Source organism: Corallococcus sp. CA054B (assembly GCF_003611625.1).
GTDB lineage: Bacteria > Myxococcota > Myxococcia > Myxococcales > Myxococcaceae > Corallococcus > Corallococcus coralloides.
In genome coordinates, this window is sequence record NZ_RAVY01000014.1 from 58,357 (window position 1) to 78,037 (window position 19,681).

The window sequence follows — 19,681 nt, forward strand, 5'->3', positions numbered from 1 at the left end:
GGACTCACCCCATGACCAAGCACGAGCTGTTCGAGCGCCTGAGCGCCATCCTCCAGGAAACCTTCGACATCGAGCCGTCCCGCATCGTCCCGGAGGCGCGGCTGCACGACGACCTCGACATCGACAGCATTGACGCCATCGACCTGCTGGTGCGCCTGAAGCCGGTGACGGGCCAGCGCGTTCCGCCGGAGGTCTTCCGCTCCGTGCGCACCATCCAGGACGTGGTGGACGCGCTGTACGGTCTGCTCGGCAGCGACTCCGCCGCGGCGTGAAGCGTCTGCGTCCGGTGCTGTTGGGGCTCTTGAGCCTCGCCTACCCGCCGCTCGTCTATCTGGGCCTGGGCCACTTCGAGCCCCGCTGGATGGCGCTGCCCCTGGCGGCCATGGCGGTGGTGCGCGCGGTGGCCACGCGGGAGAAGATGTGGCTCGCGGCCGCGGTGGGCGCGCTGGTGCTCGCGGGCTCCAGCATGCTGGGCAACAACGCCCTGCCCCTGAAGCTCTATCCGGTGCTGGTGAACGGGGTGCTCCTCGCCGTCTTCGCCACCAGCCTGGCCTATCCGCCCAGCGTGATTGAGCGGCTGGCGCGGCTTCGGGAGAAGGACCTGCCGCCGTCGGGCGTGGCCTACACGCGCCGGGTGACGCAGGTGTGGTGCGGTTTCTTCGTCTTCAATGGCGCGCTCGCGCTCTCCACGGCGCTCTTCGCGAGCGACGCGACCTGGGCGCTCTACAACGGCCTCATCGCCTACGGCCTCATGGGCCTGCTGTTCGCGGGCGAGTGGGTGGTGCGGCAGCGGGTGCGCGCACGGCACGCCCATGGTTGAGCCGCTCGCGCTCGAAACCCTCCTCGTCCACGGCCGTCCCGCCGGTCACCCCGTGGCCCGGAGCGAGGACGGCGTGCGGGACTTCGGCGCATTCCGCGCCCGGGTCGCCGGCTGGCGCGCGGCCTTCGCGGCGCACGGCGGCCGGCGCTACGCCCTCTTCACCGAGGACACCTTCGAGTTCGCCGCCGCGCTGCTGGGCGCCTGGCACGCGGGCGTGTGCGTCTACCTGCCCGCGGACGCGCGCCCCGCCACGCTGGACGCGCTGAAGGCCCACGTGGACGGCTTCGCGGGCCGGGCCCCCCAGGGCCAGGGGCCGCTCGCGCCCGCGGTGAACGAGGACGGGACCGCCGCCGCGTTCCAGCCGCTGTCCCCCCAGCTCGCCGCGCTGGTCGTCTACACGTCGGGCTCCAGCGGGGAGCCCACCGCCATTCCCAAGCGCCTGTCGCAGCTGTCCAGCGAGGTGGCCACGCTGGGCCGGCTGTTCAACGAGGCCGTGGGGGACGTGCCGGTGCTGGCCACCGTGTCGCACCAGCACATCTATGGCCTGCTGTTCCGGGTGCTGTGGCCGCTGACGTCCGGCCGCCCGTTCGACGTGCACGCCCTGCCCTATCCGGAGGACATCCTGGCCGCGCTCCAGGCCGGCCCCTCCTTGCTGGTGGCGAGCCCCGCGCACCTGAAGCGGCTGCCGGCGACGCTGGACTGGGCGGCCGTGCGCGGGAACCTGCGCGGGCTGTTCTCCTCCGGCGGACCGCTCACCCCCGAAGCGCTCCAGGCCTGCCGCGACCTGCTGGGCCGGGCGCCGGTGGAGGTCTACGGCAGCTCGGAGACGGGCGGCGTCGCGTGGCGCCGGCGCGACACGGACGACAGCGCTTCGTGGCGCACGATGCCGGGCGTGGAGGTCCGCGCGGACGAGGACGCGCTCTCCGTCCGCTCCCCCCACCTGGACCTGCCCCCGGGCGGGTGGTTCACCACGGAGGACCGCGCGCGGCCCGTGCCCGGCGGCTTCGAGCTGTTGGGGCGCCGCGACCGGCTGCTCAAGCTGGAGGAGAAGCGCGTGTCGCTCTCCGCCATGGAGCGCACGCTGGTGGCCGGAGGGCTGTTGCGCGAGGCCCGGGTGCTGCCCCTCACGGAGGGCCACCGCGTGATCCTGGCGGTGGTGGGGGTGCCGGACGTCGAAGGCTGGCGGCTCCAGGAGTCGGGGGGCAGGCGGTCCCTGAGTCAGGCGCTGCGCGAGAAGCTGGCCCCGCATTTCGAGTCCAGTGCCTTGCCGCGCCGGTTCCGGTATCTGGAGGCCATGCCGGTCAACTCCCAGGGCAAGTCCACCGAGGCGGCGCTCGCCGCGCTCTTCGACCCGAAGCGTCCCCCGTTCCGCGTGCTGGAGCGCTCCGACGAGCGCGTGCTGCTGGCGGTGGAGGTCCCCGCGAACTCGCCCTACTTCGAGGGGCACTTCCCGGGCTCGCCCATCCTGCCCGGCGTCGTGCAGGTGGAGTGGTCCCTGCTGCTGGGGCGCGAGCACTTCGCGCTGCCGCCGGACTTCCTCCGCATCGAGACGCTGAAGTTCCAGCAGGTCATTCCGCCCGGCACGCTGCTGACGCTGGAGCTCACCTGGGCGAAGGAGTCCGGGCGGCTGGGGTTCAAGTTGACGTCGGCCGCGGGCTCGCACGCCAGTGGCCGCATCGTGTTGGGGGGAGGGGCAGGATGAAGGTCTGCGCGGTGATTCCGGTCTACAACCATGGCGAGGCCGTGGGCGCGGTGGTGAAGGCCGTCCGAAGCCACGGGCTGCCCTGCGTGCTGGTGGACGACGGCAGCGAGCCCGGCTGCGCGGCGGTGCTGGACGGCCTGGCGCGCGAGGACAGCGAGCACGTGGAGGTGGTCCGCCTGCCCCAGAACGAGGGCAAGGGCGGCGCGATGATGGCGGGCCTGCGCGCGGCCCTCTCCCGGGGCTACAGCCACGCGCTCCAAATCGACGCGGACGGCCAGCACAACGCCGGCGACATCCCGCGCTTCCTGGCGCTGGCGAAGGCGCAGCCGGACATGCTGGTGTGCGGCACGCCCGTCTATGACGAGTCCGTGCCCAAGGGCCGGCTCTACGGCCGCTACGCCACGCACATCTGGGTGTGGATCAACACGCTGTCGTTCGCCATCCGCGATTCCATGTGCGGCTTCCGCGTGTATCCGCTGCAACCCACCGTGGCGCTCATCGACTCGGTGAAGATTGGCAAGCGGATGGACTTCGACGTGGAGGTGCTGGTGCGCCTGTTCTGGCGCGGCATGCGCATCCTCAACCAGCCCACCCAGGTGCGCTACCCCACCGACGGCATCTCCCACTTCGACGTGCTCTGGGACAACGTGCGCATCTCCGGCATGCACGCCCGGCTCTTCTTCGGGATGCTGGGGCGACTGCCGGTGCTGCTCTGGCGCAAGGTGGCGAAATGAAGTCCCGCCACTGGGCGGAGATGGGGGAGACCACCTTCGTGGCCGGCATCTGGATCCTCTACTGGATCCACCGCTTGCTGGGCCGTTGGCCCTTCCGCGTCTGCCTCTACCCGGTGGTGCTGGTGAACTGGCTCAGGCGCCCGGCGCTGCGGCACGCGTCGCGCCAGTACCTGGAGCGGATGCAGACCGCCACGGGGGCCCTGGGACACGCGCCCCACTGGCGCGACAGCGTGCGCCACGTGCTGATGTTCGCGGAGACCATGCTGGACAAGCTGCTCGCGGTGAGTGGGCGCTACCGCTTCGAGAGCGTCCGCACGGAAGGCCGCGAGGAGTTCTACGAGGTCGCGAAGTCTGGCAAGGGCGGCGTCATCGTCACCGCGCACATGGGCTGCCTGGAATTGTGCCGCACGATGGCGGAGCGCCGGGGCGAGGTGAAGCTCAACATCCTGGTGCACACGCGGCACGCGGAGCAGTTCAACCGCCTGCTCAAGCGGCTCAACCCGGAGAACGACTTCCGGCTGATGGAAGTCACGGACATGGGCCCGGCCACCGCGGTCGCGCTGAACGAGCGCGTGGAGGCCGGCGAGTTCGTGGTCATCGCGGGCGACCGCATTCCCGTGAATGCCAGCCAGACCGTGCGCGTCGACTTCCTCGGCCACCCGGCGCCGTTTCCGGTGGGCCCCTACGTGCTGGCGGCGCTGCTCAAGTGTCCGCTCTACCTGCTGGGCTGCATCCATGAGGGCGACAGCTACACCATCCACTTCGAGCGCCTCTTCGAGCGCGTCGTGCTGCCCCGGGGCAAGCGCGAGCAGGCGCTCACCGACTGCGCCCAGCACTACGCAGGCCGGGTGACGGCGCTCCTCCAGCGCGCGCCCTACGACTGGTTCAACTTCTTTCCCTTCTGGGATCAGGTGAATGTCTCCGCGAAGCCCCCAACTTTCTGACACCCCGGTCCGCTTCGACGGCGGGCGGCTGACGCTCGAGGACGTGGGCGCCCTGTCGCGCCGCGAGCGCCCCGCGGAGCTGGGCACGGCCCCCGCCTTCCGCCAGCGCATCGCCAAGGGCGCCGCGTTCCTGGACCGGCTGCTGGCGGAGGACGGCGTCATCTACGGCGTCACCACCGGCTACGGCGACTCCGTGACGGTGTCCATCCCGCCCGCGCTCATCGCGGAGCTGCCGCACCACCTCTACACGTACCACGGCATCGGCGCGGGCCGGTTCCTCACCCCGGAGGAGACGCGCGCGGTGCTGGCCACGCGGCTGGCGTCGCTGTCGCAGGGCTTCTCCGGCGTGGGCGTGCCGCTGCTCACCCAGCTGGAGCTGCTGCTCAAGCACGACGTGCTGCCCCTGATTCCCGCGGAAGGCTCCGTGGGCGCGTCCGGTGACCTGACGCCCCTGTCCTACGTGGCGGCGGTGCTCTGCGGCGAGCGCGACGTGTGGCACCGGGGCGAGCGCAAGCCCGCGGCGCAGGTGCTGAAGGAGCTGGGCATCACGCCCCTCAAGCTGCGGCCGAAGGAAGGCCTGGCCATCATGAACGGCACCGCCGTGATGACGGCCCTGGCGTGCCTGGCGTGGGAGCGGGCGGAGTACCTGTCGCGGCTCGCCACGCGGCTCACTGCCTTCAACGTGCTGGCCAGCGCCGGCAACGCGCACCACTTCGACGAGACGCTCTTCGCGGCGAAGCCCCACGCGGGCCAGCAGCGGGTCGCGGCCCGCCTGCGCGCGGACCTGGTCACGGACCGGCCGCCGCGCAACGAGCAGCGGCTCCAGGACCGGTACTCGCTGCGGTGCGCGCCGCACGTCATCGGCGTGCTGGAGGACGCGCTGCCGTACTTCCGCACGCTCATCGAGAACGAGCTGAACAGCGCCAACGACAACCCGCTCATCGACCCGGACGGCGAGCGGGTGCTGCACGGCGGCCACTTCTACGGCGGCCACATCGCCTTCGCGATGGACGGGCTGAAGAACGCGGTGGCCAACGTGGCGGACCTGCTGGACCGCCAGCTGGCGCTGCTGGTGGACCCGCGCTTCAACCACGGGCTGCCCGCGAACCTCTCCGCGTCCACCGGCGCCCGCGCGGCCATCAACCACGGCCTCAAGGCGGCGCAGATCAGCGTCTCCGCGTGGACCGCGGAGGCGCTGAAGCAGACCATGCCCGCGTCCGTCTTCTCCCGCTCCACCGAGTGCCACAACCAGGACAAGGTGAGCATGGGCACCATCGCCGCGCGCGACTGCCTGCGCGTGCTGGAGCTGACGGAGCAGGTGGCCGCGGCCATGCTCATCGCCGCGCGCCAGGGCGTCACCCTGCGCCAGCGGCTGGACGCGGACGCGAAGCCCGGCCCGGCGATGGCCGCGATGCACGCGGATCTGGAAGCGCGCATCCCCTTGCTGGTGGAGGACCGGGCGCTAGACGGCGAGCTGCAGGGCCTCATCACCGCCATCCGCCGTCGGGAGTGGAGGCTGCATGAAGCCTGACCTGAGCTGCGAACTGGAGATCGACCCGGCGTTCCACGACCTCGACATGATGGAGATCGTCTGGCACGGGCACTACGTGAAGTACCTGGAGCTGGCGCGCGCCGTCATCCTGCGCAAGCACGACTACGACTGGCCGCAGATGCGCGAGTCCGGCTACGGCTGGCCCGTGGTGGAGATGAAGCTCAAGTACGTCTCTCCCATCCACTACAAGCAGCGCATCATCGTGCGCGCCGAAATCACCGAGTGGGAGAACCGGCTGCGCTTCGACTACCTGCTGCGCGACGCGGACACCGGCCGCAAGGTGAACCAGGCCCACACCATCCAGGTCGCGGTGTCCTTGAAGACAGGCGAGATGGAATACGTCTGCCCGGAAGTCCTCTGGAAGAAGCTGGGAGTGTGGCCGGGATGAAGCCCTTCCTCGTGTTGATGCTGTCGCTGCTGTCCCTGAGCGCCCATGCCGCGGACCTGGTGAAGGACGTGCGCGCGCGCCTGGTGGACGCGCCGCTGGTGCGCGGGCAGTTCGAACAGAAGAAGACCGTGCAGGGCTTCAAGAAGCCGCTGGTGTCCAAGGGGGACTTCCTGCTCGCGCGTGACCAGGGCGTGCTGTGGAACACGCGCACGCCGTTCGCCTCCACGCTGACGCTCACGCGCAAGTCGCTGAGCGCGCAGCAGGCCACGGGCGGCGCGGCGTACCACCTGGACTCCACCAAGGAGCCCGCGCTGGCGGCGGTGAACGAGCTGCTCTTCGCGCTCCTGTCGGGCGACGTCGCGGCGCTCCAGAAGCGCTTCAAGGTGGAGGGGGAGCTGGTGGGCACCGCCGGCTGGAAGCTGGAGCTGACGCCCACGGACGCGGGGCTCGCGCGCGTCTTCAAGCACATCCACCTGGAGGGGGACGGGTACGTGCGCCAGGTGCAGCTGGACGAGACGCGCGGCGACAGCAGCGTCATCACGTTCGAGCAGCTCGCGCAGACGCCTCCTCCCGACGCCAAGGAAGCAGAACGCCTTGGCAAATAAGCTGGCCATCCTGTGGGCGCTGGTGGTGCTCGCCGTGGGCGTGCACCAGGTCCAGTTCTGGCGCTCCGCGAGCCTGGACACGGACGTGCTCGCGCTCCTGCCGGAGGATGAGCAGGCGCCGGAGGTGGACGCCGCCACGCGCAAGCTCGCCGACGACGCCGGCCGGCAGGTGGTGCTGCTGGTGGGCGCCAGGGACTGGCCGTCCGCGCAGAAGGCCGCGGACGAGGCCACGCGCGTGCTCTCGGAGGCCTCGGACCTGCTCGAGCCGGCGGTGGTGGACACCTCCGCGCTGGAGCAGGCGGTGGACTTCTACCGTCCCTATCGCGACCGGCTGCTCACGCCCGCGCAGCGCCAGTGGCTGTCGCGCGCGACGCCGGAGGAACTGGGCGGCACGGCGCTGATGAAGCTGTACCAGCCCGCGGGCGCGCGGCTCACGGACTGGAACGCGGATCCGCTGGGCCTGTGGCAGGACTGGTGGCAGGCCCGCGCGGCGGAGACGTCCGCCCGGCCCCGCGATGGACGGATGTGGCTGTCCGGCGAGGAGCGCGAGTGGGTGCTCCTCCTGTGGAAGAGCAAGGTGTCCGCCTTCGCGCTGGGGGACGGCTCGCGCGTCACCGCCACGGTGGAGCGGGCGCGCTCACAGGTGGAAGCGGCCGTGCCCGGTGGGCGGCTGGTGGCCGCGGGCGTGCCGCTGTACGCGGAGGCCGCCGCCGCGCAGGCGAGCTGGGAGATGTCCACCATCGGCTTCGGGTCGCTGGCGGCGGTGCTCCTCCTCGTGTGGCTCACCTTCCGCTCGCTGCGGCCCATCGTCCTCGTGGGCGTGTCGCTCACCCTGGGCTGCGCGGTGGCGCTCTCCGTCACCGCGCTCGTGTTCGACCGGGTGCACCTGCTCACGCTCGTCTTCGGCTCCAGCCTGGTGGGCGTGGCGGAGGACTACGGCTTCCACTACTTCGCCGCGCGCCAGGGCAAGGCCCCGTCGGAGCGCGGTCCAGTGATGCGCGCGCTCCTGCCCGGCATGGTGCTCGCGCTCGTCACCAGCGTGGTGGCGTACCTGGCGCTGGGCGTCGCGCCCTTCCCGGGCCTGCGGCAGATGGCGGTGTTCTCCGCTGCGGGACTGACCGCCGCGTTCCTCACCGTGGTGTGCTGGTTCCCCTCGCTGGACACGGGCGCCCTGCCCGTCACGTCCTTCGCCAAGCGCTTCTCCGCGTCCATCACCCGCTGGCCGCGCATCACGTCCACCCCGGCGTGGTGGCTGTCCGGAGCGGTCCTCACCGTGCTGGTGGCCGTGGGCCTCTGGAAGCTGGAGCCCCGGGACGACCTGCGCCAGTTGCAGGGCGCGCCCGCGAACCTCATCGCGGATCAGCGGGAGCTGGGGCGCCTGTTGGGACTGCCCAGCCCGGCGCAGTTCTTCCTGGTGCAGGGCGACAGCGACGACCAGGTGCTCGCGCGCGAGGCCGCGCTGAAGACGAAGCTGGACGCGCTGGTTTCGGAGAAGGTGTTCGCGGGCTACCGCGCCGTGTCCGACTGGCTCCCGTCCGAAGCGCAGCAGCGCGAGGACGCGGCCCTGAGCGCCCGCGCGGAGGCCCAGGCGGTCGCCGCCGTCAGCGAATCCACGGGTGAAGCCCCCACGCGCGCGGAGTTCTCCCCGGACCCGCTCACCCTCAAGCACTTCCTCTCCGGCCCCGCCGCGGCGGCCATCCGGCAGCAGTGGCTGGGGACGCTGGGCCAGGCGCAATACAGCGTCCTCATGCTGCGCGGCCTCAACGACCCCAAGGTGCTGCCCCGTCTGGAAGAGGTGGCCCAGGGCCTGGAGGGCGTCCGCTGGGTGGACAAGACGGCGGAGATTTCAGGACTGCTCAGCCGCTACCGCCGCATCATGGGCGGGCTCATCGCCGCGGGCTACGTCGCGGTGCTGCTCACGCTGGTGGCGCGCTTCGGCCGCCAGGCGTGGCGCGCGTGGATTCCCTCCGTGCTGGGCACGCTGCTGACGCTCGCCATCTTCGGATGGGTGGGCGCGCCGCTGCAGCTCTTCACCGTGCTCGGGCTGGTGCTGCTTCTGGGCATGGGCGTGGACTACGGCATCTTCCTCCTGGAGCACCCCGGTGACGGCTCCGCGTGGCTCGCGGTGGCGCTGGCCGGCGTGAGCACGCTCCTCTCCTTCGGGCTGTTGGGCCTGTCCGCCACGCCCGCGCTGCGCTCGTTCGGCCTCGCCATGCTTCTGGGCGAGGTCACCATCTGGTTCCTCACTCCTTGTTTCCGACTTCCACCCGGGAAAGACACACATTGAAAACTGAATCAGCGGACATCCTCATCATCGGCGCGGGCCCCGCGGGCTCCGTCGCGGCGGGCCTCCTTCGCAAGCAGGGCCGTGACGTCCTCGTGCTGGAGCGCGAGCAGTTCCCGCGCTTCTCCATTGGCGAGAGCCTGCTGCCGCAGAGCATGGAGTACATCCAGGAGGCCGGCTTCCTCCAGGACGTGGTGGAGGCGGGCTTCCAGTTCAAGAACGGCGCCGCCTTCGAGCGCGCGGGCAAGTACACGGACTTCGACTTCCGCGACAAGTTCAGCCCCGGCTGGGGCACCACCTACCAGGTGCAGCGCGCCCGCTTCGACCAGCTCCTGGCCCAGGCCGCGGAGAAGAAGGGCGCCACCGTGCGCTTCCGCCACGAGGTGCTGACCGTGGACTTCTCCAGCGGGCAGCCGGTGGTGACGGCGCGCTCCCCTGAAGGCGAGACGTACCAGGTGAAGGCGCGCTTCCTCCTGGACGCGAGCGGCTTCGGCCGCGTGCTGCCGCGCATGTTGAACCTGGAGACCCCGTCCAACTTCCCCGTGCGCGGCGCCATCTTCACGCACGTGACGGACAACGTTCCGCTCGGCACCTTCGACCGGAACAAGATCCGCGTCACGACGCACCCGGAGCACGTGCACGTCTGGTACTGGACCATCCCCTTCTCCGACGGCCGCTGCTCGCTGGGCGTGGTCGCGAAGAAGGAGTTCCTGGACCAGTACACCGGCACGGACACGGAGCGGCTCCAGGCCATCGTGAACGAGGCGCCGTCGCTGCGGAACCTCCTGAAGGACGCCGTCTGGGACACGCCCGCGCGCAAGCTCACCGGCTACGCGGCCAACGTGAAGTCGCTGTGGGGCCCCGGCTTCGCGCTCCTGGGCAACGCGGGCGAGTTCCTGGACCCCGTGTTCTCCTCGGGCGTCACCATCGCCTTCAAGTCCGCGAGCCTCGCGTCGGCCTGCATCGCCCGGGAGTTCGCGGGGGAGAAGGTGGACTGGGAGAACGACTACGCGAAGCCGCTCAAGGCGGGCGTGGACACCTTCCGCACCTTCGTGGAGTCCTGGTACGAGGGCGGCTTCCAGAACGTCATCTTCCACCCGAACCCGTCGGAGGACGTGCGCCGGATGATCTCCGCCATCCTCGCCGGCTACGCGTGGGACAAGAACAACCCCTACGTGGCGGACAGCAAGCGGCGCCTGACCGTCCTCGAGGCGCTGTGCGCGGCGTAGTCGCCGCCCTGCTCGTCGCGGGGCTGGTGGCCTGCACCACCCCGCCCCGGCCCCGGCCCGCCGCTCCTGGCGAGCCGTTGCCGGAGCTGCGCCTGGCTCCCGCCGCCCTCGGGGCGTCCGTGAGCCTGGCGCAGCAGCTGGTCTTCGCGCACGAGCAGGACCCTGGAGGCCCCCGCTCCCTGGAGGCCCTCCTGGAGGTGGACCCGTCCCAGATGCAGCTGGCCGGGCTGGCCATGGGGCACCGCATCCTCACCCTGCGCTGGGATGGCAGCCGCCTGGACGAGGAGCGGGACCCCCGCCTGCCCGCCCAGTTCAACTCCGCGCTGGTCGTGCGGGACGTGCAGCTCGTCTACTGGCCGGCCGACGCCGTGCGCGCCGCCCTGCCCGCGGGCTGGACGCTGGAGGATGAACCCACCCAGCGGACCCTGTCGAAGAACGGCAGGGAATGGGTGACGGTGCGCTACGATGGCACCCCGCGCTGGGAAGGGCGCACGCAGCTCACCAACCACTCCGAGCACTACCAGCTCACCATCGAATCGCACGTCGCGGACGAGTGACTCCCCATGCCTCCTCCTGTCTTCCTCAACCAGCTGGGCCTCGTCTGCGCATTGGGCTCCGGGAAGCAGGAGGTGGCCCGGGCGCTGTTCGCGGACACCGTCTCCGGCGTCGCTTCGCATGCCGGGTACGCGGACCGTCCGCTGCACCTGGGCGTCGTCACCGCGAAGCTCGCGGCGCAGGACGCCCTGCCCCCTTCGCAGCACAGCCGCAACAACGCGCTCCTGCTCACCGCGCTGGAGCAGGTGCGCGCCGAGGTTGACGCGGCCGTGGCCCGCTTCGGTCCCTCGCGCGTGGCGGTGGTGCTGGGCACCAGCACGTCCGGCGTCGGTGAGGGAGAGGCGGCCATCGCCGGCCACCTGGCCACGGGCGAGCTACCCGCCCGCTTCCATTTGCAGCAGCAGGAGCTGGGCTCTCCGGCGCTGGCGCTCGCGCACGTGCTGGGCACGCGGGGCCCCGCCTACGTCATCTCCACCGCGTGCTCCTCCAGCGCCAAGGCCCTGGCCAGCGCGGCGCGGATGCTGCGCTCGGGCAGCGTGGACGCGGTGCTGACGGGCGGCGTGGATTCGCTGTGCGGCTTCACCGTGGCGGGCTTCCGCTCGCTGGACTCCGTGAGCGAGGAGCGCTGCAACCCGATGAGCGCCCACCGCCACGGCATCAACATCGGCGAGGCGGCGGCGCTGTTCCTGATGACGCGCGAGCCGGGGCCGGTGCGCCTGTCCGGCTGGGGCGAGTCCTCCGACGCGCACCACATCTCCGCGCCGGAGCCCGGCGGCAAGGGCGCCATGGCCGCCATCCAGGAGGCCCTGAAGCGCGCGGGGCTTTCGCCGGAGCAGGTGGACTACGTGAACCTGCACGGCACCGCCACGCCGCAGAACGACGCCATGGAGACCCGCGCGGTGCACGCGCTGCTGGGGCCGGGCGTGAAGGCCAGCTCCACCAAGCCGCTCACCGGGCACACGCTGGGGGCCGCGGGCGCGCTGGAGGCGGCCTTCGCGTTCCTCACGCTGGTGGACAACCCGCACGGCCAGCTGCCCGGGCACTTCTGGGACGGGGCCGTGGACTCCACGCTGCCGGTGCTGTCGCTGGTGAAGCCGGGGGAGGCGCTGGGGCGCCCGGTGAAGAGCGTGCTGAGCAATTCGTTCGCCTTCGGGGGCAGCAACGCCGCCCTCGTGCTGGAGCGCGCATGATGCGCATCGTGATTGATCAGCCCGTCGAGGAGCTGGTGCCCCATCAGGGGCGCATGCGGCTGCTCGACCGCGTCCTGGAGGGCGACGCGGACTCGCTGCTCGCGGAGGTCACCGTGCGCGAGGACAGCCTCTTCTACGCGGACGGCGTCGTGGGCGGCTGGGTGGGCATCGAATACATGGCGCAGGCCGTGGCCGCGTGGGCCGGGTGGCATGCGCGCAAGCGCGGTGGCACGCCCCGGGTGGGCTTCCTGTTGGGCACGCGCCGCTACGAGTGCAGCCGCCCCACCTTCAAGCTGGGCGAGACCCTGCGCATCGAGGTCCACCGCCAGTTCTCCGCGGACAACGGGCTGGGCCAGTTCGACTGCACCTTGCGCATCGGGACGGAGCAGGTGGCCACGGCGGCGCTGACGGTCTACGAGCCGCAACCGGGGCAGGACCTGGGAAGGGGCAACACAGATGGGTGACAAGACGGTGCTGGTGACGGGCTCCAGTCGGGGCATCGGCCGCGCCATCGCGCTGCGCCTGGCCCGCGACGGCTACGACGTCGTGGTGCACTGCCGCAGCAAGCGCGAGGAGGCGGACGCGGTGGCCGCCCAGGTCCGTGAGGCGGGCCGCGAAGCGCGCGTGCTCCAGTTCGACGTGTCGGATCGCGCCGCCACGCAGGCCGCGCTGCTCGCGGATGTGGAGGCCCACGGCTGCTACTACGGCGTGGTGTGCAACGCGGGCATCGCTCGCGACAACGCCTTCCCCGCGATGACGGCGGAAGAGTGGGACGGCGTCATCCACACCAACCTGGACGCCTTCTACAACGTGCTCAACCCGCTCACGATGCCCATGGTGCGCCGCCGGAAGCCGGGCCGCATCGTCACGCTGTCGTCCGTGTCCGGCCTCATGGGCAACCGGGGCCAGGTGAACTACAGCGCCGCCAAGGCGGGCATCATCGGCGCGACGAAGGCGCTGGCGGTGGAGCTGGCCAAGCGCGACATCACCGTCAACTGCGTGGCGCCGGGCCTCATCGACACGGAGATGGTGCCTCCGGAGGTCCTGGAGGAGGCGCTGAAAATCATTCCTGCCCGCCGGATGGGCAAGCCCGAGGAGGTCGCCGCCGCGGTGGCCTTCCTCATGTCGGAAGAAGCGGGCTACATCACGCGGCAGGTGATTTCGGTGAACGGGGGGATGATCGGATGAAGCGCGTAGTCGTCACCGGAGTCGGTGCGCTGAGCCCCCTGGGCCATGATTGGAAGACGGTCGAGGCGGCGCTGCGTGCGCGCCAGAACGCCGTCCAGGTGATGGAGCCCTGGAAGGCCTACGAGGGCCTCAACACGCGGCTGGGTGCGCCCGCCCTGCCCTTCGAGCTGCCACCGTCCGCGTACTCGCGCAAGACGACGCGCACCATGGGCCGCGTGGCGCTGATGGCGACGCGGGCCAGCGAGCTGGCGCTCCAGGACGCGGGCCTCTTGGGCAGCCCCCTGGTGAAGAGCGGGAAGATGGGCATCGCCTATGGCTCCTCCGCGGGGACGCCGGAGAACATGGGCGACTTCGGGAAGATGATCACCCACAAGACGACGGAGGGCATCACCGCGACGACGTACCTGCGGATGATGTCCCATACGGCGGCGGTGAACATCGGCGTCTTCTTCGGCGTCACCGGGCGCATCATCACCACGTCCAGTGCGTGCACCTCCGGCAGCCAGGGCATCGGCTACGCGTATGAGGCCATCAAGCTGGGCCGCCAGGTGGCGATGCTCGCGGGCGGCGCGGAGGAGCTGGACGCCACGGGCGCGGCGGTGTTCGACACCCTCTTCGCCACCAGCACGAAGCACAACGAAGCGCCGCACCAGTCCCCCCGCCCCTTCCACGCCGAGCGCGACGGACTGGTGTTGGGTGAAGGCGCGTGCACGCTGGTGCTGGAGGAGCTGGAGCACGCGAAGGCGCGCGGCGCCACCATCCACGCGGAGCTCCTGGGCTACGGCACCAACAGCGACGGCCGCCACGTGACGCAGCCCAACGCGGACACCATGGCGGAGGCCATGCGGCTGGCGCTGGAGGACGCGGGCGTTCCGGCGTCCGCCATCCCCTACGTCAACGCGCACGGCACGGCGACGGACACGGGCGACGTGGCGGAGAGCGCGGCGACGAAGACCGTCTTCGGGGAGAAGGTCGCCATCTCCAGCCTCAAGAGCTACATGGGCCACACGCTGGGGGCCTGCGGCGCGCTGGAGGCGTGGATGACCATCCAGATGATGCGCTCGGACTGGTTCGCGCCCACGCTGCACCTGACGGCGGACTCCGTGGATCCGAAGTGCGCGCCGCTGGACTATGTCACGGGTGAGGGACGTGCTTTGCAGACGGACCTGGTGATGAGCAACAACTTCGCCTTCGGCGGCATCAACACCTCGTTGATCTTCCGCCGCTGGCCTTGATGCCTGGAGACCCCGCCATGAAGAAAGCCCTCCTGTTGCTGGCCCTGACCGCCGCGAGCCCCGCCCTGGCGCGCGACACCGTGACGAAGGTGAAGCTGGCGGACGTGATGGCCCTGCCCGAGGCCAAGGAGAAGCTGGACGGCTCGGTGAAGTTCTTCATGGACGGCGCGAAGACGCCCAAGGTGCTCAAGACGCTGGGCACCGACACCACGAACAAGAAGACCAACGGCGTGGGCAAGTCGGACGACTACGCCTGCAAGTGGGCCGCCCTCTCCGCGCTCATCGCCCTGCAGGAGGGCGCGAAGAAGAACGGCGCCAACGCGGTGGTCAACATCATCAGCTACTACAAGAAGGTGGAGTTCAAGAGCGCCACCGAGATCGAGTGCCACGCCGGCAGCTTCGTCACCGGCGTCGCGCTCAAGGGCGACTACGCCACCATCGCGAAGTAGTCCCGGAGGCGGCTTCCGCGCGGCGGGCCCTACCGTCGCGCGGGCACCTCGATGCGGCAGACGCTCTCGGGGGCCAGGTTCCGCGAGCGCATCCAGGCCTCCAGGTCGCGGTCGATTCGCGCCGAGGCCTCCGCGTCGAAGCGGCGGTTGTCCTGGAGCTTCCACCCCTGCGGGTAGTTGCCCGAGTAGCCGTTCACCGTGGGCACGCCGTGCTCGCCGGACGCCCACACGGCGTCCAGTTGATACTTCCACTCCTGGGCCTCGCCGGACGTCGGCGCGAAGAAGAAGGTCGCGCAGCCCGGTGCGATGCGCGCGGCCACCGCCTCCACGTCCGCGCGGGCCTCGTGCCGGTCATAGGCGGGACTGTCGAGCCCCTGCTCCAGGAGACACAGCGCGCCCAGGCCCACCGCCAGCGCCGCGCGTCCGGACTCCCACTGCCGCTGGAGGTACAGGGCCAGTCCCACGGCCGCGGGCACCAGCAGCCACATGCCGATGCGGGCCAGGGCCCGGATGGCCGCCGCGCCGGGCACGCCGTGGAAGACGAGCCACCACGGCGTGAAGCCGCCCGTGTAGCGCGACGCGAGCAGCACGGTGGCCACCGCCACCACGAGCAGCAGCCGCACCGCGGGCCGTGAGCGCGCCTGCCACAGGCCGATGGCCGCCAGCACCGGGGTGACGAAGCCGAAGCCCAGGCGGTGCTCCCACGACACCGGCATGCGCTGGAACTTGGAGAAGCCGTTCGTCCACCCGTACAGCCAGCTGTCCTGGCCCACGAAGAACCAGCTCCAGAAGCGCGGCACCATGGGTGAGACTTCCGAGAAGGTGCGCAGCCCCACCGTGCCAATGGCCTGACGCGAGTGCAGGACGAGCGGCGCGAGCAGCGCCAGCCCCAACACGCCGAAGCCCGCGAGCGCCGGGAGGTGGCGGCGCAGCGCCGTCAGCAGCGGACCGCGCGTGTCCCGGAAGACGAGCCCGGCGATGAACGCCAGCAGCAGGAAGAAGAAGAGGAACCAGCCCCAGTAGAAGCCCGCGTAGAGCTGGGCCACGAACGCGCCCACCAGCAGCGCGGACCAGGCCATCCCCCGCCGCCGGTCCGTCTCCGGCCGCGTCAGCGCGATGACGGCGCCCACGGCGAGGAGCGCGAAGAACTGGCCTTCCAGCTGCGGGTGGTTGAGCTGGTTGATGCGCGGCGCGCCGGCCGTGAAGAGCACCGCGCCCACCACCGCGGGAAGGACGCGCAGGCCAAACCCGCGCCGCAGCAGCCACACCGCCGCGGCGTAGTTGAGCGCCGCCATGGTGAGCGACCACGCCTGCCATGACAGGTCCGCGCCCAGCCCCAGCGCGCGCCACAGCCAGTAGAACGGGGCCACGCCCAGGAGCACGTCGGAGTACGCGGCGACGTTGGGCTCGGGGAAGAACATCGGCGGATCCCAGAAGCGCGCGTGCGCCGGGTCGCCGGTCACGAAGCGCCAGCCGTGCTCCAGGACGTAGTGGTTGAAGCGCACGTCGCCCTCGTCCCCCTGCACCAGGCGCAGCCCGGAGAGGATGGCGGGATGGTGCGACAGCAGCAGGGCCAGCACGCCGCCAGCGAGGACGAGCAGGACGGCGCGGGTGCGTTCCGAGACGGCGGTTCCCATGGACGCCGGGAGCGTTAACACACCGGGCACGCCCGCTGGAACGACGGAGGGCGCCCGACCAGCGCCCCTCCGTCCCCGTCACGCGGAGCTTCAGCGCGTCGGCAGGTCCAACCAGGACGGCCCGCCGAGCGACAGCGTCGCGCCGGTGGTGTTGGCGTCCAGGTAGAGCGGGTCCTCCGTGTCCACGACGAGCGCCACCCGGTGCAGCACGGGGACGTCATACGCCGTGGCGGGGAACGCCAGGTCCAGGTCCAGCGGCACGCCCGGCGTCGCGTTCTTCCACGTGAGGGGCACGTGGGTGATGAGCCCGCCGTAGTCGCCCAGCAGGTCGTACAGGTACGCGACGACCGTGCCCGACGAGGTGGACGGCGTGACGCGCAGGCGCAGCGTGGCCGAGCCCCGGATGGCGATGCCGCTCATGGAGAGGGGCGACGTCCAGACGCCCGCGTTGAGGCGGTTGACGCCCGGCAGCCAGACCACGGGCGGGATGCCGGTCAGCGCCTGGAGCCCGTTGGTCAGGAGCGCCACGCCCGCGTCGGCGTTCGTGTCGAAGCCGGACCAGACGGTCCGCGAGCCACTGGAGGACGGCGTGCCGCCCAGGGTGCCGGTGCCATCCAGGACGCGGATGGCGCCCAGCCCCAGGCGCTGCGTGCCCGTGGCCACCTGGGCCCAGGACGCATAGCCCTCCGTGTCGCCGTCATAGGTGCGCAGCACGACGGGCGCCTCGCGGGAGATGCCGGTGTCCACGCCCGCGACGTACTGGTCCATCCAGCGCGTCACGCTGGTCCAGACGCCGTTGGGCAGGCCCAGGAGGCCCGTGGCCTCCACGACGGCGTGGTCGCCCGGCGCGAACTCCAGCCGCTTGGGGCCCGCGAGCTGGCCGTAGAACGACACGAGCTGGTTGGGCGGGAAGAGGCTGTCGCCATACGCATTGGCCATCAGGATGGCGGGCTTGTTGGCGTTGATGCGCTGGATGTACGTGGCCGCCGAGCGCACACGGCCCCAGGCCTTGATGGACTCGATGTTCCGGTTGGCGAAGTAGTCGTTGATGGTCGTGCTCAGCTCGGGGCCAGGCCGGCCCAGCAGGGTCGCGGCGAGGTTCAAGAGCGCCACCGCCTGCGGACGCCGCGTCTCTCCTCCGAACAGCGACGCCACCAGGTCCGACCAGCCGGAGAGCGCCGCCACCGCCTTCACGCGCGAGTCGAAGCCGGAGGCGATGAGCGAGATGCCCGCGCCATACGAAACGCCCGCGAGCCCGATGCGCGAGGGATTCGCGGTCGTGTTGGCGAGCATCCAATCAATGACGCGCGAGGTGTCCGCGATGTCCGCCGGTCCGGCCGTATCAATGCCACCGCCGGACGCCCAGAAGCCGCGCGGCGTATAGGACAGCGCCACGTAGCCCTTCTGCGCCAGCGCGTTGGCCTGGGCCAGGTACTCCAGGTCGTTGAGCCCCCAGCTCGAGATGAAGACCACCGCCGGATGCGGCCCCGGCGTCGTGGGCGCGATGTAGTTGGCCTTGAGGACGGCGCCGTCGCTGCCGGGGATGTCGACGAACCGGACGCCGGTGGTCGGCAGGGCAAAACCCGTGAGCGGCAGCAACAGGAACAACAGGACCACGGGCAAACGCTTGCACCACGCAGGGAGTTTCAACGTCATCGAGACACCTCGGGGGCGGCGGGTTATTGACGCGCCGCCAATATGAAACCCGTTGATTCCCGAGTCAACACACCCACGAGAATTGGCCGGACTCCAAACCAAACGCGATGTTTGTCATCTCAGAGCAGCTTCTGTCCCAGCACGTCGAAGGCCTCGGTGATGGTCGCTGCGGCGGGGCTTGCGGGGTACTCCTCGGAGAGCAGGGTCCAGCTCATCGTGTCCCTGAGCGTGCCGTCGGGGGCGACGAGCCGCTGTCTCAACGTGCCTTCGTGAACAAAACCCAGCCTCCGGGCGACCGCCGCGCTGCGGACATTGCGCGGGTCGCAATGGATCTCCACCCGGCGCACGCCCTCCACTTCGAAGGCCACGCGGGTGAGCGCCCCGGCAATCTCGGTCGCCAGCCCCCGGCCCGTGTGACCCGCCGAAATCCAGTAGCCAATCTCCAGGGCCCCCTCGCCCACCCGGGGATGCAGGCCCGTGCCGCCGAGGACCTCGGAGCCGTCGCGGCTGAACACGCCGTAGGCGAAGTCCTGTCCCAGGTCGAACAGCCCGCGCATCCGGCGAAGCTGCCCGGCCTGCTGCGTGACGTTCATTGGATAGCGCTTGGCCCACTCCATCCATGGACGCAGGTGTTCGAGGTTGGCTTCGATGGCGCGCAGTGCCAGCGGCGCATCGGACGGAGACCAGCAGCGGAGCACGGTGTGCGCGGTCTGGACTGTGTACGCAGGACGAAACGCGGTGGGAGTCATACGTCCCTCGGAGCATCGCATGCGACGGTTCAACGCGCTCACCTTCACCGGCGCGCTGTTTGTGAACAGCACGGCGTTCGCCTGTGAGACCTGCCGGCCGGCGGTGGAGGCGGGCATCTTCGACGAACATTTCTGGGGCCGGCTGGCCATCGCCCTGCTGCCCTTCGCCGTGGTCCTGTGCGTCGTGGTGCCGCTGCACTTCCTGGAGCGTGAGCGATGAACCGGGGGCCACTGCTCTCCGCGGGCGTGATGCTGGGCGTGGGCCTGGGCGGCTTCGTCGACGGCATCCTCCTGCACCAGCTCCTGCAATGGCACAACATGCTCTCCAGCCACCTGCCGCCGGACACGCTGGTGAACGCCAAGGTGAACATGTTCTGGGATGGCCTCTTCCACGCCTTCACCTGGCTCATGACCTTCAGCGGCCTGGTGCTGCTCTGGCGCGCGGGCCTCCGCACGGACGTGCCGTGGTCCTCGCGCACCTTCGCTGGGTGCCTGCTGGGAGGCTGGGGCCTCTTCAACGTCGTCGAAGGACTCATCGACCACCAGCTCCTCGGCGTCCACCACGTGCGCACCGGCCCGTCTCAGACCGCCTGGGACGTGGGCTTCCTCCTCTTCGGCCTGGCACTGCTGCTCTCGGGTGGCGCGCTCATCCGCGCGGGCAGTGAGGACGTCACGCCCCGGGGCGGCGCTGCCAGTCCTTGAGACGGGCGGGACACCGCACCGCGCCATCGTCCCCGGGTCCCATGGGTGCCCCGGACGCCCAG

General features: G+C 70.8%; 21 protein-coding genes. 18 read left to right on the forward strand and 3 right to left on the reverse strand.

All coding sequences use genetic code 11. From position 1 onward, the window contains the following. Nucleotides 1–11 precede the first annotated feature (11 nt). Genes D7V80_RS05920 through D7V80_RS05995 form a run of 16 tightly spaced genes read left to right on the forward strand, consistent with a single transcriptional unit; the run spans nt 12 to nt 14,875 of the window. Nucleotides 12–272, forward strand: coding sequence for an acyl carrier protein (locus D7V80_RS05920; protein WP_120563604.1), 261 nt, complete (start codon nt 12–14; stop codon nt 270–272). Further along, entirely contained in the window at nt 269–820 is a 552-nt protein-coding gene (locus D7V80_RS05925) for a membrane protein (protein ID WP_014398642.1), read from the forward strand. Before D7V80_RS05920 ends, D7V80_RS05925 begins: the two co-directional genes overlap by 4 nt. Continuing rightward, a complete protein-coding gene (locus D7V80_RS05930; RefSeq protein WP_120587227.1) occupies nt 813–2,522 on the forward strand; it encodes an AMP-binding protein in 1,710 nt (569 codons plus the stop codon). Before D7V80_RS05925 ends, D7V80_RS05930 begins: the two co-directional genes overlap by 8 nt. After that, a complete protein-coding gene (locus D7V80_RS05935) occupies nt 2,519–3,256 on the forward strand; it encodes a glycosyltransferase family 2 protein (RefSeq protein WP_014398644.1) in 738 nt (245 codons plus the stop codon). Before D7V80_RS05930 ends, D7V80_RS05935 begins: the two co-directional genes overlap by 4 nt. Beyond that, a complete protein-coding gene (locus tag D7V80_RS05940) occupies nt 3,253–4,200 on the forward strand; it encodes an acyltransferase (protein ID WP_120587228.1) in 948 nt (315 codons plus the stop codon). Before D7V80_RS05935 ends, D7V80_RS05940 begins: the two co-directional genes overlap by 4 nt. Further along, a complete protein-coding gene (gene hutH, locus D7V80_RS05945; protein ID WP_120587229.1) occupies nt 4,172–5,731 on the forward strand; it encodes a histidine ammonia-lyase in 1,560 nt (519 codons plus the stop codon). Before D7V80_RS05940 ends, hutH begins: the two co-directional genes overlap by 29 nt. Then, the gene (locus tag D7V80_RS05950) at nt 5,721–6,140 is read left to right on the forward strand and encodes a thioesterase family protein (RefSeq protein ID WP_014398647.1); all 420 of its coding nucleotides are present in this window, start codon (nt 5,721–5,723) and stop codon (nt 6,138–6,140) included. The genes hutH and D7V80_RS05950 overlap by 11 nt, the downstream gene beginning before the upstream one ends. Further along, a complete protein-coding gene (locus tag D7V80_RS05955) occupies nt 6,137–6,745 on the forward strand; it encodes an outer membrane lipoprotein carrier protein LolA (protein WP_120587230.1) in 609 nt (202 codons plus the stop codon). The genes D7V80_RS05950 and D7V80_RS05955 overlap by 4 nt, the downstream gene beginning before the upstream one ends. Next, a complete protein-coding gene (locus tag D7V80_RS05960; protein ID WP_120587231.1) occupies nt 6,735–9,032 on the forward strand; it encodes an MMPL family transporter in 2,298 nt (765 codons plus the stop codon). Before D7V80_RS05955 ends, D7V80_RS05960 begins: the two co-directional genes overlap by 11 nt. Beyond that, nucleotides 9,029–10,258: an NAD(P)/FAD-dependent oxidoreductase gene (locus D7V80_RS05965; protein WP_120587232.1), complete on the forward strand. Its 1,230-nt coding sequence runs from the start codon at nt 9,029–9,031 to the stop codon at nt 10,256–10,258. The genes D7V80_RS05960 and D7V80_RS05965 overlap by 4 nt, the downstream gene beginning before the upstream one ends. Beyond that, nucleotides 10,246–10,815 (forward strand): DUF3261 domain-containing protein, encoded by a 570-nt coding sequence (locus tag D7V80_RS05970; protein WP_120587233.1) that lies wholly within the window; start codon nt 10,246–10,248, stop codon nt 10,813–10,815. Before D7V80_RS05965 ends, D7V80_RS05970 begins: the two co-directional genes overlap by 13 nt. 6 nt (nt 10,816–10,821) lie before the next feature. Further along, a complete protein-coding gene (locus D7V80_RS05975; protein ID WP_120587234.1) occupies nt 10,822–12,003 on the forward strand; it encodes a beta-ketoacyl-ACP synthase in 1,182 nt (393 codons plus the stop codon). Then, entirely contained in the window at nt 12,000–12,467 is a 468-nt protein-coding gene (locus tag D7V80_RS05980; protein ID WP_014398653.1) for a hotdog family protein, read from the forward strand. Before D7V80_RS05975 ends, D7V80_RS05980 begins: the two co-directional genes overlap by 4 nt. After that, the gene (gene fabG, locus D7V80_RS05985; RefSeq protein WP_120587235.1) at nt 12,460–13,191 is read left to right on the forward strand and encodes a 3-oxoacyl-ACP reductase FabG; all 732 of its coding nucleotides are present in this window, start codon (nt 12,460–12,462) and stop codon (nt 13,189–13,191) included. The genes D7V80_RS05980 and fabG overlap by 8 nt, the downstream gene beginning before the upstream one ends. After that, a complete protein-coding gene (locus D7V80_RS05990; protein WP_120587236.1) occupies nt 13,188–14,426 on the forward strand; it encodes a beta-ketoacyl-ACP synthase in 1,239 nt (412 codons plus the stop codon). The genes fabG and D7V80_RS05990 overlap by 4 nt, the downstream gene beginning before the upstream one ends. A 17-nt stretch (nt 14,427–14,443) precedes the next feature. Then, on the forward strand, nt 14,444–14,875 hold the full coding sequence (locus D7V80_RS05995; protein WP_120587237.1) for an excinuclease ATPase subunit: 432 nt from the start codon (nt 14,444–14,446) through the stop codon (nt 14,873–14,875). A gap of 29 nt (nt 14,876–14,904) precedes the next feature. Here the strand turns inward: D7V80_RS05995 and D7V80_RS06000 are convergent, their stop codons facing one another. The 3 genes from D7V80_RS06000 to D7V80_RS06010 form a co-directional block, all read right to left on the reverse strand. Then, the gene (locus tag D7V80_RS06000; RefSeq protein WP_120587238.1) at nt 14,905–16,512 is read right to left on the reverse strand and encodes a hypothetical protein; all 1,608 of its coding nucleotides are present in this window, start codon (nt 16,510–16,512) and stop codon (nt 14,905–14,907) included. Between the two features lie 90 nt (nt 16,513–16,602). Beyond that, on the reverse strand, nt 16,603–18,129 hold the full coding sequence (locus tag D7V80_RS06005; protein ID WP_233585165.1) for a CocE/NonD family hydrolase: 1,527 nt from the start codon (nt 18,127–18,129) through the stop codon (nt 16,603–16,605). Between the two features lie 158 nt (nt 18,130–18,287). Then, a complete protein-coding gene (locus D7V80_RS06010) occupies nt 18,288–18,866 on the reverse strand; it encodes a GNAT family N-acetyltransferase (protein ID WP_233585166.1) in 579 nt (192 codons plus the stop codon). A 70-nt stretch (nt 18,867–18,936) separates the two neighbouring features. On the opposite strand from D7V80_RS06010, the gene D7V80_RS06015 reads away from it, so the two are divergent. Both D7V80_RS06015 and D7V80_RS06020 read left to right on the forward strand, forming a co-directional pair. Continuing rightward, a complete protein-coding gene (locus tag D7V80_RS06015) occupies nt 18,937–19,137 on the forward strand; it encodes a hypothetical protein (RefSeq protein WP_014398660.1) in 201 nt (66 codons plus the stop codon). Then, nucleotides 19,134–19,619, forward strand: coding sequence for a DUF2243 domain-containing protein (locus D7V80_RS06020; protein ID WP_120587241.1), 486 nt, complete (start codon nt 19,134–19,136; stop codon nt 19,617–19,619). Before D7V80_RS06015 ends, D7V80_RS06020 begins: the two co-directional genes overlap by 4 nt. Nucleotides 19,620–19,681: the final 62 nt, after the last annotated feature.